General features: G+C 59.4%; 11 protein-coding genes. 3 read left to right on the top strand and 8 right to left on the bottom strand.

The genetic code is table 11. From position 1 onward, the window contains the following. Positions 1-65: 65 nt before the first annotated feature. Positions 66-1,403: an aspartate aminotransferase family protein gene (locus ACMYSN_RS08240; RefSeq protein WP_462497644.1), complete on the top strand. Its 1,338-nt coding sequence runs from the start codon at positions 66-68 to the stop codon at positions 1,401-1,403. A 55-nt stretch (positions 1,404-1,458) separates the two neighbouring features. Here ACMYSN_RS08240 and ACMYSN_RS08235 read toward each other — a convergent pair whose 3' ends face one another. The 8 genes from ACMYSN_RS08235 to betI all read right to left on the bottom strand — a co-directional run bounded on the left by ACMYSN_RS08235 (position 1,459) and on the right by betI (position 10,645). Then, on the bottom strand, positions 1,459-2,163 hold the full coding sequence (locus ACMYSN_RS08235) for an ABC transporter ATP-binding protein (RefSeq protein WP_462497643.1): 705 nt from the start codon (positions 2,161-2,163) through the stop codon (positions 1,459-1,461). Further along, complete coding sequence (locus ACMYSN_RS08230) at positions 2,150-2,986, bottom strand: ABC transporter ATP-binding protein (protein ID WP_462497642.1); 837 nt, start codon at positions 2,984-2,986, stop codon at positions 2,150-2,152. Before ACMYSN_RS08230 ends, ACMYSN_RS08235 begins: the two co-directional genes overlap by 14 nt. Beyond that, the gene (locus ACMYSN_RS08225; RefSeq protein ID WP_462497641.1) at positions 2,979-3,812 is read right to left on the bottom strand and encodes an ABC transporter permease; all 834 of its coding nucleotides are present in this window, start codon (positions 3,810-3,812) and stop codon (positions 2,979-2,981) included. Before ACMYSN_RS08225 ends, ACMYSN_RS08230 begins: the two co-directional genes overlap by 8 nt. Beyond that, entirely contained in the window at positions 3,812-4,861 is a 1,050-nt protein-coding gene (locus ACMYSN_RS08220) for an ABC transporter permease (RefSeq protein ID WP_254444076.1), read from the bottom strand. Before ACMYSN_RS08220 ends, ACMYSN_RS08225 begins: the two co-directional genes overlap by 1 nt. Before the next feature lie 89 nt (positions 4,862-4,950). After that, positions 4,951-6,519, bottom strand: a complete 1,569-nt coding sequence (locus tag ACMYSN_RS08215) for an ABC transporter substrate-binding protein (RefSeq protein WP_174508350.1) — start codon at positions 6,517-6,519, stop codon at positions 4,951-4,953. Positions 6,520-6,889: 370 nt separating this feature from the next. Continuing rightward, on the bottom strand, positions 6,890-8,554 hold the full coding sequence (betA, locus tag ACMYSN_RS08210; protein WP_462497640.1) for a choline dehydrogenase: 1,665 nt from the start codon (positions 8,552-8,554) through the stop codon (positions 6,890-6,892). Positions 8,555-8,568: 14 nt separating this feature from the next. Further along, the gene (gene betB, locus ACMYSN_RS08205) at positions 8,569-10,041 is read right to left on the bottom strand and encodes a betaine-aldehyde dehydrogenase (protein ID WP_462497639.1); all 1,473 of its coding nucleotides are present in this window, start codon (positions 10,039-10,041) and stop codon (positions 8,569-8,571) included. 10 nt (positions 10,042-10,051) lie between these two features. Further along, positions 10,052-10,645, bottom strand: coding sequence for a transcriptional regulator BetI (gene betI / locus ACMYSN_RS08200; RefSeq protein ID WP_123755884.1), 594 nt, complete (start codon positions 10,643-10,645; stop codon positions 10,052-10,054). Positions 10,646-10,773: 128 nt separating this feature from the next. Between betI and ACMYSN_RS08195 the strand changes: the two genes are divergently transcribed. Together ACMYSN_RS08195 and ACMYSN_RS08190 are read left to right on the top strand one after the other, a co-directional pair. Further along, positions 10,774-12,807 carry a choline transporter gene (locus ACMYSN_RS08195; RefSeq protein ID WP_462497638.1) on the top strand — a complete coding sequence of 678 codons (2,034 nt, stop codon included), beginning with the start codon at positions 10,774-10,776 and terminating at the stop codon, positions 12,805-12,807. A gap of 69 nt (positions 12,808-12,876) precedes the next feature. Continuing rightward, positions 12,877-13,047, top strand: coding sequence for a type I toxin-antitoxin system Hok/Gef family toxin (locus ACMYSN_RS08190; protein ID WP_462497637.1), 171 nt, complete (start codon positions 12,877-12,879; stop codon positions 13,045-13,047).

The raw sequence follows: 13,047 nt of genomic DNA, 5'->3' as shown, positions 1-13,047 counted from the left end.
TATCCGTTTTCCCGCTGTGCAGCCAATGATGAATCCAACAACAACGACATGAGAGAGGGCAGGGTATGAAGCTGGCATTACAGAACGATGTTACGGTAAGCAACGATGAAGTACGCCAACTGGATCGCGCTTATGTCTTTCATTCGTGGTCGATACAGGGCAATGTCAATCCGCTGGTGATTGCCGGGGCTAAAGGCTGTGAACTGTGGGACTACGAAGGCAATATCTACCTTGATTTCAGCAGCCAACTGGTCAACGTCAACATCGGCTATCAGCATCCTCGTGTGCTGGCGGCCATGAAAGCGCAGATGGATGAACTGGTGACCATTGCGCCGGCCACCGCCAACCTGGCGCGTGGCGAAGCGGCCAAACGCATCGTCGAGCTGGCGCCGGAAGGCTTCAGTAAGGTGTTTTTCACCAACGCCGGGGCGGACGCAAACGAGAACGCCATCCGGATGGCGCGGCTGTACACCGGGCGCGATAAAGTGCTGTCGGCCTACCGCTCCTACCACGGCAATACCGGTAGCGCGATTGCCGCCACCGGCGACTGGCGTCGCGTACCGAACGAATATTCACGCGGACACGTGCACTTCTTTAACCCGTACCTCTATCGCAGCGAATTTAACGCGCTGACGGAAGAGGAAGAGTGTCAGCGCGCGCTGGCCCATCTGCGCAGAATGATCGAGTGTGAAGGCCCGACCGCCATTGCTGCTATTCTGCTGGAGTCGATTCCGGGAACCGCCGGGATCCTGGTGCCGCCTGACGGTTATATGCAAGGCGTGCGGGCACTGGCCGATGAGTTTGGCATCGTGCTGATCCTTGATGAGGTGATGGCCGGGTTTGGGCGTACCGGTAGCTGGTTTGCCTTCGAACAGGACGGCATCGTGCCGGATCTGGTGACCTTCGCTAAAGGGGTGAACGCCGGGTATGTACCGGCGGGCGGGGTGTTGATCAGCGAGCCTATCGCCCGCTACTTTGACGACCATTTCTTTGCCGGGGGGCTGACCTATTCCGGCCATCCGCTGGCGATGGCGGCGATTGTCGCCACCATTGACGCGATGAAAGAAGAGAAAGTGGTGGAGAACGCGGCGACCATCGGCAATGAGGTGCTGCGTCCGGGGCTGGAAGCGCTGGCGGAGAAACACGCGATTATCGGTAACGTGCGCGGCCGTGGCCTGTTCCAGGCGCTGGAACTGGTCAGCAATCGTGAGCAGAAAACGGCGTTAACCGCCGCAGATATGGCGGCGATTAAAGGCGCGTTAACCGAGGCCGGTCTGCTGGCGTTTGTGGTGGAAAACCGTATCCATGTGGTGCCGCCATGCACCATCAGCGCCGAACAGGTGGCGAAAGGGCTGGCGATTTTCGACAGCGTCTTCACCCGCTTTGCCAGCCTGGCGAAGTAACTTCCGCGCAGTACGATTCCCGGGTAGCGGCGTCAACGCCTTACCCGGGAAAACCTTACCCCATCCGATGTTCACCGTTCGCCAGCGCTTCACGATCGAAGAAGCGCTGAATCACCCCTTGCGCCATAAAGGCTGCCCGGTCTGACATATGGGCAATCACATCGGCATCGTGGCTGACCAGCAGATAGGTCATTCCGTGCTCCTGTTTCAAGCGGTTCAGCAGATTCAGGATTTCCGCCTGCACCGACATATCCAGCGCCGAGGTTGGCTCATCCAGCAGCAGGATCTGCGGGCGCAGCAGCAGGGCGCGGGCAATCGCCACGCGCTGACGCTGGCCGCCGGAGAGCTGATGCGGATAGCGTTGGACGGCATCCGCCGGCAGCCCTACCTGTTCCAGTGCGGTGGTCACCCGTTGCGTAATCTCGTCGATACCATGAATTTTCAGCGGCTCTGCCAGGGTGCGCCACAGCGTATGATTGGGATGCAACGACGCGTAGGGATCCTGAAATACCATCTGCACGTTGCGCCGCAATGCCCCCTGAAAACGCACGCCGGGGGTGATGGCCTTATCGAAGAGCTCGACCCGGCCATGCCACTCGCGCTGAAGACCGGCGAGCACCCGTAAAATGGTCGATTTCCCGCAGCCGGAGGCGCCGATCAGGCTGAAGGTTTCCCCCGCCTCAACGCTGAAGCTGGCGGCGGAAACTGCCGTTTTATCGGCAAAATTGACCTGCAATGCATCGAGATTAACGACTGCCATGTGCCGCCTCCGTAAAATTCAGGGTTCTGTCGAGCGTCGGCAACATCTGGCCATAGGTGCCGGCATCGGGGCGGCAGGTCCAGAGCGTGCGGGTATAAGGATGGGTCGCCTGAGGCAGTTCCCGCGCCGGCATCTCATCCACCTGCATGCCCTGATACATCACCAGCACCCGCTGGCAATGTTCCGCCACCAGCGGCAGGTCGTGGCTTATTAACAGCATTGCCATTTGCCGCTGTTCGCACTGTTCCACCAGAAGTTCGAGTATCTGATTACGCAGTCGGGAGTCGAGCGCCGAGGTGGGTTCGTCGGCAATCAGCACTTTCGGGTTGTTAAGCAGCGCGATGGCGATCATCACCCGCTGGCCCATCCCACCGGAGAGTTCGCCGGGATAGCGGCTAAGCACCGGGAGATCGAGGCCAACGGCATTTACGGCGGCTTTTACCGCCTCCAGCCGGGCGCGGCGGCTCAGGCGCTGATGCAGCGTTAACGCTTCTTCCAGTTGCGCCTGAATGCTTTGCACCGGGTTCAGCGCATAGCGTGGGTCCTGCAAAATCATGGCGATATCGTTGCCGCGCAGCGCCCGCCAGCCGCGGTCATTGAGGGTCAGAAGGTCGTGTCCCAGCACGTTCAGCGTCTCGGCGCTGACTACCCCCGGCTTGCGTACCAGCCCCATCAGGGCGCGGGCGGTCATGGATTTTCCCGAGCCGGACTCCCCTACCAGCGCCAGCCGCTCGTTGCCGAGGCTAAAATTGACGTTATTCACCACCCGGGCGGCAGGGTAGTCGATGCACAGCCCGCGAACGGAGAGTCGGGTATCAGTCATGTTGTGGCTCCAGAACATCGCGCAGGCCATCGCCCAGCAGGTTAAATGCGAGGCTGGCAATCAGGATCACCGCGCCAGGGGCGGCGGCAATCCACCACTGATCGAAAATGACCTGCATGCCGTCGGCAATCATCGCCCCCCATTCCGCCATCGGCGGACGCGCGCCGAGGCCAAGGAAGCCCAGCCCGGCGGCAGCAAGAATAATCCCCGCCAGGTCCAGCGCCAGCCGCACGATAGCCGAAGGCAGGCACAGCGGCAGAATATGGCCGACCAGCAAACGCCAGCCGCGGATCCCCATCATTTCGGCGGCGGCCAGATAATCACTGTGGCGCAGGCGTTGAATTTCGCTGCGTGCCTGACGGGCATAGGCCGGCCATGTGGTGAGGGCCAGCGCTAGCGCGCCGTTAACCAGTCCCGGCCCGAGCATGGCGACAAAGGCAAAGGCGAGGATCAGACGCGGCATTGACATCACCACGTCGGTGAAGCGCATCAGAATCCGCTCCAGCCAGCCGCCGTAATAGCCGGATAAAATCCCCACCAGCAGACCGACGGGCAGGGTGATAAGGGTGACCAGCGCCACCAGCCCCAACGCCGGGCGCGCGCCGTAAATCAGACGTGACAGCAGGTCGCGGCCATAGCTGTCGGTGCCTAGCCAGTGCTGCGCACCTGGCCCCTGTAACCGCGCGGCAGCATCCTGCCAGTTGGGGTCGAGCGGCGCCAGCCAGGGGGCGAATAGCGCCACCAGCAGCAGCAACGTGATAATCGCCAGCCCGCAAAAGGCAGCGGGGGAGCGACGCAGGCGACGCAAAAACAGATAGGCCGGCATCAGCGCACCCTCGGGTCGGTCAACCGGACCAGCAGGTCGGTGAGGTTATTAATGAAGACAAAACTGGCGCCAATCAGCAAGGTGCCGCCCATGATGGCGGTGGTATCGCCGGCAAACAGCGCGGTGGTCAGGTAGCGGCCAATTCCCGGCCAGGAGAAGACGGTTTCGGTCAGGACCGCCCCTTCAAGCATCGAGGTCCAGGCCAGCGCGATCACCGTCAGCAGGGTGCCACGGATGTTGGGCAGCACGTGGCGCAGCAGAATCGTCATCTCGCTGGCCCCTTTGGCGCGGGCCAGCAGGATGTACTCTTTGTTCATCTCGCTAAGGCAGGCGGAACGGGTCAGGCGGGTAATGCTGGCCAGCGAATAGTATCCCAGCAGCAGCACCGGCAGCAGCAGGTGGCCGATGGCGTTTTTGAACGCGGCTTTATCGCCGGAGAGCCAGGTGTCGATCAGCACGAAGCCGGTCCGGGGCTCGACGGTATATTGATAAATATCGTCCAGTCGTCCGGGGCCTGGCGTCCATTGCAGCCTGGCGTAGAACAGCGCCAGCATCAGCAGGCCGAGCCAGAAAATGGGCACCGAGTTGCCGATCAGGGTAAAGGTGCGAACCGCCAGATCCCACGGCGACCCCACGTAGCGCGCGCACAGCACGCCGGAGATAACTCCAAGCAGCGCGCCGACGATTAGCGCCAGCGTGGCCAGTTCGAGGGTGGCGGGAAAGGTGGCGAGCAGATCCTGCAGCACCGGCTGGCCGGTGGAGCTGGCAATGCCCAGATCGCCGTGGGCCAGGTTGACCAGGTAATGCCAGAACTGCACCGGCAGGGCGCGGTCGAGTCCGAGCTGGTGGCGAACCTGATCGTAGGTGGACTGGCTGGCATGATCGCCAACGATTTGCAGCACCCGGTCAACCGGCGACAGCGCCGAGAGCGCAAAGGTCACCAGCAGCAGACCGAGCAGGGTCAGCGCCAGGGTGAACAGCCCCTGAAACAGCGCGAGCAGAGGGCGCGCGCTGCGCCGCTCTGCTCTGGTAGGTAAAACAGCAGACATGGTTATTCCGTCGGTAAAAAATGCAGTGTTATCAGCTGGTGCGATCTGTTGTAGCCCGGTCAGCGTCGCGCCTGTCCGGGCTGCCTGGGTTACTTGGTTACCCGGTCATACCAGACCATGTCGGCGTTCAGACCTTGCTGATAACCTTTGACGTTATCGCGGACCACGATCTGGGTTTTCCCTTGATCAACGAAGACGTAAGGCGAACTGCGCTGCAGCTCTTCCTGCATTTTTTTATACAGATCGAGTCGTTTTGCCGGATCCGCTTCGGCGACCGCGGCCTGGGTCTCTTTGTTCAGCTGGGGGATCTGCCAGCCGTTCAGGCCGGCGACGGTGCTGGATTTACCGTCATTCCATGCGAAGGCGCTGGCGTTGGAGTGGGCGTCGAAGTAGTCAGGGATCCACAGACGAATCGCCGCCTGGTGCTGCTTCGCTCGTACCCGGGCATACACCTGGCTACCGGCGGCCGGCAGCAGATCGATCTTCACGCCGCCCTGGGCAAAGCTGGCCTGCATCGACTGGGCGATGGTGATGAACGGTGGTTTGTTTTCAACATCAAGGGTGAAGTGGGCATCTTTGATCCCGGCTTTGGCGAGGATCGCTTTGGCTTTCTCAGGGTCAAATTTAAACGGATTGTTGTCCAGCGCGCCCGGCAGACCGACCGGCAGGAAGCTCTGATGGACGAAATACTGGCCCTTGAGCAGATCTTTGGTGATGCCGTCGTAATCCACCAGCCAGCGTGCCGCTTCCCACAAGGCCGGGTTTTTCAGCAGCGGGTTGGCGCTGTTGCCGGTGTTGAACGCCAGGTAGTTCTGCTCGGCGGACGGAATGCTCAGCACCGTGACGCCCGGTTTGCCCTGCAGAGCCGCTATCTGATCGGCCCCGAGATCGCGGGCAACGTCGGCATCGCCCTGTTGAATCAGCAGGCGGCGAGACGCCGGGTCAGGGACGTTCTTAATAATCACGTTTTTCAGCTTCGGTGCACCGGTCGGCGAGCTGTCGTTGGCTTCCAGCACGATAGCCTGATGCGGTTGATAGACGCGCATTTTGAACGCGCCGCTGCCCGCGGAGTGCATTTTCAGCCAGCTGTTGCCGAAGTCGTTATCTTTGACGTTCGGGGCCACCAGCTTTTCATCGACGATGGAGGCGATCGGTGTGGAGAGGATATTCAGCGCAACCGCCGGGCTGACGTCGGCGGTCCAGTGCAGCTCCAGCGTGTGGTCATCCACCTTTTTCAGCTGGCTGGCGATGTTGTCCGGCTGCCAGCCGAGCACGTTGAGGATAAAGGCCGGGGACTTATTCAGTGTGACCGCACGAGTGTAAGAGAAAATAATATCTTCCGGGCGTAGCGGGTTGCCGGAGGCAAATTTAGCGTCGGGCTTGAGCTTGATGGTCAGCGTTTTGGCGGCCGGATCTGCCTGCCAGCTTTCCGCCAGAATCGGGGTGATTTTTTCAGGGTTGTCGCGGTCCGGTTGAACCAGGCGCTGATACAGGCTCGGCACCGTCTGAATACTGGACAGCTCATTGGCTTCCGCCGGGTCGAGGCTGACAATATCGTCGAGTCCCTGGGCAACGACCAGGGTAGTTGGCGGTGTAGCGGCATGGACGCCAGCGGAGAGCGCGGTCAGCACCAGTAAAGGCAGCAGTTTTTTGGTCATGAGCAATCCCTGAAAAATGTTGTTTTGATTATTTATGCTTCGCTACGTTAGGCCGCTTCACTGTCGTCGTAAAGTCAAAATACCGATAAGCTTATGCGGAAAAAGAATAACCAATACGCTTGAGTTATAAACGAAAAAAACGGCGGCGTGGTTTCCGGGCACATTGCAACTTGATATAACTATTTGGTTACCAATCAATGGGGTAAGGTCATGCCGGAAATGAATCAGTACGGTCAGTGGGCGACAGCTAAAACGGTTGGAAGCGTGTGGCGACTGCGCGTTATTTTCTGGCATTGCCGGGCAAGGCGCCCGGCATGCATATCAGCACGGTTTAGCAGCGTTCAACGTGACGTCGACACCGTCGCCATGCTCAGCGTCGAACCGGCGCGCCATTAGCGACATAATAGGCCGCCGTGCTTTTCGGCAGCGGCTGACGGCCGCGAATGGCGTCGGCCATTTTTTCGCCAATCATGATGGTGGTGGCGTTAAGATTGCCGGTAATAATCTGCGGCATGATCGAGGCGTCGACCACCCGCAGGCCTTCCAGCCCGTGCACCCGGCCTTCACCATCGACCACCGCCATCTCGTCGTAGCCCATTTTACAGGTGCCGCAGGGGTGGAAGGCGGTCTCCGCGTGGTTGCGCACGAACTCATCCAGTTCAGCATCGCTCTGACAGTCCAGGCCCGGGCTTATCTCCCTACCGCGATATTTATCCAGCGCCGGCTGATTCATGATGTCGCGGGTAATGCGAATCGCGTCGCGGAACTCCTGCCAGTCCTGTTCGCTGGACATATAGTTAAACAGAATGGCCGGATGAGCATGCGGGTCGCGCGATTTGAGCCGAACGTGGCCGCGGCTTGGGGAGCGCATGGACCCCACGTGGCACTGGAAGCCATGCTCCTTCACCGCGTTGGAGCCGTTGTAGTTAATCGCTACCGGCAGGAAGTGGTACTGAATGTTCGGCCAGGCAAATTCCTCCCGGCTGCGAATAAACCCGCCTGCTTCAAACTGGTTACTGGCGCCGACACCGGTGCCAGCGAACAGCCACTCGGCGCCGATTTTCGGCTGATTCCACCACTGTAGCGCCGGGTAGAGCGACACCGGCTCTTTGCATTCGTACTGGAGATACATCTCCAGATGATCTTGCAGGTTTTCACCGACGCCGGGCAGGGCGTGAACCAGCGGAATATCGAACTGACGCAGCAGTTCCGGGTTACCGACACCGGAGCGTTGCAGGATCTGCGGTGAGGCGATGGCGCCCGCGCAGAGCAGCACTTCTTTATTGGCGGTGGCTTTTGATGGCGCGGTGCTGTCGCCCTCCAGCCACTCGACGCCAACGGCGCGCTTGCCGGCGAAAATAATATGATCGGTCAGCGCGTGGGTGCGGATGGTCAGATTGGGACGTTCGCGGGCCTGGTCGAGATAGCCGCGAGCGGTGCTGGCGCGACGCCCCTGCGGCGTCACGGTGCGATCCATCGGGCCAAAGCCCTCCTGCTGATAGCCGTTAAGGTCCTCGGTTCGCGGATAACCGGCCTGCACGCCGGCTTCCACCATTGCATGGAACAGCGGATTGTTGTCTTGCTTTGGTGTGGCGACGCTCACCGGGCCATCGCCGCCGTGATATTCGTTGGCGCCGATATCGCGGGTTTCCGCTTTGCGGTAGTAGGGCAGGCAGTCGAGGTAGCTCCACTGGGCCAGCCCCGGCGCGGTGGCCCAGTTGTCGAGGTCCATGGCGTTGCCACGGATATAGCACATGCCGTTAATCAACGAGGATCCGCCGAGGCCTTTTCCGCGTCCGCACTCCATGCGGCGGTTGTTCATATGCGGTTCAGGTTCGGTCTCGTAGGCCCAGTTATAACGCCGGCCCTGTAACGGAAAGGCCAGCGCGGCGGGCATCTGGGTGCGGAAGTCGAAACGATAATCCGGGCCGCCTGCTTCCAGCAGCAGGACGGTGGTGTCAGGATCTTCCGTCAGTCGTGTCGCCAGTACGTTGCCGGCGGAACCGGCACCAATAATGATGTAGTCAAATTGCAAAAATGACCTCCTGGTTAAAATATGGATTGAAACTGACCCATCTCAACCTGGATGGATTTTACCTGGGTGTAGTTCTGCAGGGTCTGCACGCCGTTTTCGCGGCCAATGCCGGAGTGCTTGTAGCCGCCGACCGGCATCTCCGCCGGGGATTCGCCCCAGCTGTTGATCCAGCAAATACCCGCTTCCAGCTGGTGGATGATGCGGTGGGCGCGGTTGAGATCCGGGGTGACGACACCGGCGGCGAGGCCGTATTCGGTGGCGTTGGCGCGGAGAATCACTTCGGCTTCGTCGTCGTAGGTCAGAATCGACATCACCGGGCCGAAGATCTCTTCGCGCACGATGGTCATCCGATCGTGACAGTCGGTAAATACCGTCGGGGCGACCCACGCGCCGTGGTCGAACGCGGCCCCTTTCAGGACATCGCCGCCGCATAGCAGACGGGCGCCTTGCTGTTTGCCGCTCTTGATGTAGCGCAGCACGTTTTCGCGGTGCGGGAAACTCACCAGCGGCCCGAAGTTGGTGCTTTCCTCAAACAGATCGCCGGGGCGAATACGCGCCACGCGGGCGAGGATTTTCTCTTCAAATGCCGCTTTAAAGCGCGTCGGAATAAACACGCGGGTGCCGTTGGTGCAGACCTGGCCTGAGCTGTAGAAGTTGGCCATCATTGCGATGTCGGCGGCGAGGTCGAGGCTGGCGTCTTCGCAGACGATCAGCGGCGATTTGCCGCCCAGCTCCATGGTCACTTCCTTCAGAGAGGAGGCGGCGGAGTTGGCCATCACTTTTTTGCCGCTGGCGATGCCGCCGGTAAAGGAGATTTTGGCGATATCCGGGTGCTCGGTGAGATACTGCCCGGTTTCGGCGCCGATCCCCGGCAGTACGTTAAACACGCCTTCCGGCAGGCCCGCTTCACGGTAGATTTCCGCCAGCTTCAGGGCGCTGAGCGGGGTGACTTCGCTCGGTTTAAAGATCATCGCGTTACCGGCGGCCAGCGCCGGAGCCGATTTCCATAAGGCTATCTGGATCGGGTAGTTCCAGGCGCCGATCCCGGCGACCACGCCCAGCGGTTCCCGGCGGGTATAGACGAAGGAACTCTCGCGCAGCGGGATCTGGCTGCCTTCCAGCGCCGGGATCAGGCCCGCGTAGTACTCCAGCACGTCAGCGCCGGTGGCGATATCAACGGCGGCGGTTTCGCTCAGCGGTTTGCCGGTGTCGAGGGTCTCCAGACGCGCCAGTTCGTCATTGCGCTGGCGCAGAATATCGACTGCGTTGCGCAGAATGCGCGAGCGTTCCATGGCGCTCATTGCCGCCCATATTTTTTGCCCTTTCTGGGCGCTTTTTACCGCCCGGTCGACGTCTTCGCGACCGGCGGCCTGGACGATCGCCAGAACTTCCCCGCTGGCGGGGTTGATGGTCTCGAAGGTTTTACCGCTGGTGGCGGAAACATAACCACCGTGGATATAAAGCTGTTGTTCGGCCATTCGGGACATGGGTCCTCCGTTAGTGAGAAGTCGGTGGCAAATACTGGCTGATGAAGTGTTCGGCGAGCGTTTCAGCGCGGGCTTTATCCAGCGGATTACCGCTTAGCGCCGCGCGTAGCCACAGCCCGTCGATCAGCGCGGCAAGACCGTAACCGGCCTCCTGCGCCGCTTCGCGCGGCAGGGCGCGCTGGAACTCGTAGACAATGTTCGACAGCAGGCGCCGGCTGCAGACCTGCTGCAGGCGATAGAGCATCGGTTGATGCATGCTGCTGGCCCAAAAGGCGAGCCAGGCTTTCATCGCCGCGTTGCTTATCTGGCTGTCATCGAAGTTGCCCGCCACGATGGCGCGCAACCGCTCCTGCGGGGAGGCTGCGGGCAGGGCGTGCAGGCGGCTCAGTACTGCCTCGCGCAGCTGGCCGGTGATATCACGCATCGTCGCTTCCAGCAGCCCGTTCTTATCCTTGAAATAGTGGCTGATGATGCCGGTGGATACCCCAGCCCGTCGGGCAATCTGCGCGATGGTGGCATCGTGCATTCCCACTTCATTAATGGCGGCCAGCGTGGCGTCAATCAGCTGCCGCTGCCGTATCGGTTGCATCCCCAGTTTGGGCATATTTCAGACTCTATTCATCAGCTTTGTTTATATATTAAAGCGGTTTTTGATTGGACGTTCAATATAAAGTGTGTCTTAATTGTTGCGGATTTTGATTTTAATAGTTGCAAAAACAGTAAGGAGAATGGATGACAGACCTTTCGCCGAGCAGAGAAAAGGACAAAGTCAATCCGGTGGTTTTTTATACTTCCGCGGGACTGATTTTGTTGTTTTCCCTGATGACTCTCTTCTTCAGCGATTTTTCCGCGGCCTGGATTGGCCGTACCCTGAACTGGGTTTCAAAGACTTTTGGCTGGTATTATCTACTGGCCGCGACGCTGTATATCGTGTTTGTGGTGTGCATTGCCTGCTCGCGCTTCGGGTCGGTGAAGCTCGGACCGGAGCACTCGAAACCGGAGTTTAGCGTGCTGAGCTGGGCGGCAATGCTGTTTGCCGCCGGGATCGGCATCGACCTGATGTTCTTCTCTGTCGCCGAGCCGGTGACCCAGTATATGCAGCCGCCGGAAGGGGCGGGGCAGACCATGGAGGCGGCGCGCCAGGCGATGGTGTGGACGCTGTTTCACTACGGGCTGACCGGCTGGTCGATGTATGCCCTGATGGGGATGGCGCTGGGATACTTTAGCTATCGTTATAATTTGCCGCTCACCATCCGCTCTGCGCTCTATCCGATCTTCGGCAACAAGATTAATGGTCCTATTGGTCACAGCGTGGATATCGCCGCGGTGATCGGGACGATTTTTGGTATCGCCACCACTCTTGGGATTGGCGTTGTGCAGCTCAACTACGGCCTCAACGTGCTGTTCGATATTCCGGATTCGCTGGGGGCGAAAGCGGCGCTTATTGTGCTGTCGGTGATTATCGCCACCATTTCTGTAACCTCCGGGGTCGATAAAGGCATTCGTATTCTTTCCGAGCTGAATGTGATGCTGGCGCTAGGGCTGATTCTGTTCATCCTGTTTATGGGTGATACCGAGTTTCTGCTCAATGCGCTGGTGCTTAACGTCGGCGACTATGTGAATCGCTTTATGGGCATGACGCTTAACAGTTTCGCCTTCGACCGCCCGGTAGAGTGGATGAACAACTGGACCCTGTTCTTCTGGGCGTGGTGGGTGGCGTGGTCGCCGTTTGTCGGGCTGTTCCTGGCGCGTATTTCGCGCGGGCGCACCATCCGTCAGTTCGTGTTGGGGACGCTGATTATTCCGTTCACCTTTACGCTGCTGTGGCTGTCGGTGTTCGGCAACAGCGCGCTGTATGAAATCATCCACGGCAATGCGGCCTTTGCCGCGGAGGCAGTCGCGCATCCGGAGCGCGGCTTCTATAACCTGCTGGCACAGTATCCGGCGTTTACTTTTAGCGCTTCGGTCGCGACGATCACCGGCCTGTTGTTTTATGTCACCTCCGCCGATTCCGGGGCGTTGGTACTGGGCAATTTCACCTCGAAGCTGAAGGATATCAACAGCGATGCGCCTAACTGGTTACGGATTTTCTGGTCAGTGGTGATTGGTTTACTGACCCTCGGGATGCTGATGACCAACGGTATTTCCGCCCTGCAGAACGCCACGGTGATTATGGGACTGCCGTTTAGTTTCGTGATCTTTTTCGTGATGGCGGGGTTGTATAAGTCACTGAAGGTGGAAGATTATCGCCGCGAGAGTGCCAATCGTGATACTGCCCCACGTCCGCTGGGCGTGCAGGATCGTCTGAGCTGGAAGAAGCGCCTGTCGCGTCTGATGAACTACCCCGGTACGCGCTATACCCGCCAGATGATGGAGACGGTCTGTTTCCCGGCGATGGAAGAGGTGGCGCAGGAACTTAAGTTGCGCGGCGCTTACGTCGAACTGAAAAGCCTGCCGCCGAAAGAGGGGGACCTCCTGGGCCACCTCGATCTGCTGGTTCATATGGGCGATGAGCAGAACTTTGTTTATCAGATCTGGCCGCAGCAGTATTCCATTCCCGGCTTTACCTATCGGGCGCGTAGCGGCAAGTCGACCTACTATCGTCTGGAGACCTTCCTGCTGGAAGGGAGCCAGGGCAATGACCTGATGGACTACAGCAAGGAGCAGGTGATCACCGATATTCTCGATCAGTACGAGCGCCATCTGAACTTTATCCACCTGCATCGCGAAGCGCCGGGCAACAGCGTGACCTTCCCGGGAATGTAGACCGTCTGAACGTTTTCTTAAAAATGATTTTCGCTGGTTAAATAGACAGTGGTATGCGCAGGGAAGCGTATGATGGCGGCGGGTGCCCTGGTGGCAATCATGGTGTTATGTCTGACAGCACGGAGATTGACGTTAATGGTACGCGACTCGCTGTGCGAGTTAAGTATCAAAGAGCGTCATATGGAGTTTAAGGCCGTTCTCGCTTACGAAACGAAGAAGTTGCCGGTATGCGGGGAGTAA

This window comes from Klebsiella sp. R445, assembly GCF_051131755.1.
GTDB classification, from domain to species: Bacteria; Pseudomonadota; Gammaproteobacteria; order Enterobacterales; family Enterobacteriaceae; genus Klebsiella; species Klebsiella lignicola.
The sequence above is the reverse complement of the archived record's forward strand: the minus strand, read 5'-3'. Positions and strand labels throughout refer to the sequence as shown.

What these genes read in the sequence shown, in the direction of transcription:
- ACMYSN_RS08240 (WP_462497644.1), top strand. Translation starts at nt 66, where the DNA reads ATGAAGCTGGCATTACAGAACGATGTTACGGTAAGCAACGATGAAGTA.
- ACMYSN_RS08235 (WP_462497643.1), bottom strand. Translation starts at nt 2,163, where the DNA reads ATGGCAGTCGTTAATCTCGATGCATTGCAGGTCAATTTTGCCGATAAA.
- ACMYSN_RS08230 (WP_462497642.1), bottom strand. Translation starts at nt 2,986, where the DNA reads ATGACTGATACCCGACTCTCCGTTCGCGGGCTGTGCATCGACTACCCT.
- ACMYSN_RS08225 (WP_462497641.1), bottom strand. Translation starts at nt 3,812, where the DNA reads ATGCCGGCCTATCTGTTTTTGCGTCGCCTGCGTCGCTCCCCCGCTGCC.
- ACMYSN_RS08220 (WP_254444076.1), bottom strand. Translation starts at nt 4,861, where the DNA reads ATGTCTGCTGTTTTACCTACCAGAGCAGAGCGGCGCAGCGCGCGCCCT.
- ACMYSN_RS08215 (WP_174508350.1), bottom strand. Translation starts at nt 6,519, where the DNA reads ATGACCAAAAAACTGCTGCCTTTACTGGTGCTGACCGCGCTCTCCGCT.
- betB (WP_462497639.1), bottom strand. Translation starts at nt 10,041, where the DNA reads ATGTCCCGAATGGCCGAACAACAGCTTTATATCCACGGTGGTTATGTT.
- betI (WP_123755884.1), bottom strand. Translation starts at nt 10,645, where the DNA reads ATGCCCAAACTGGGGATGCAACCGATACGGCAGCGGCAGCTGATTGAC.
- ACMYSN_RS08195 (WP_462497638.1), top strand. Translation starts at nt 10,774, where the DNA reads ATGACAGACCTTTCGCCGAGCAGAGAAAAGGACAAAGTCAATCCGGTG.
- ACMYSN_RS08190 (WP_462497637.1), top strand. Translation starts at nt 12,877, where the DNA reads ATGATGGCGGCGGGTGCCCTGGTGGCAATCATGGTGTTATGTCTGACA.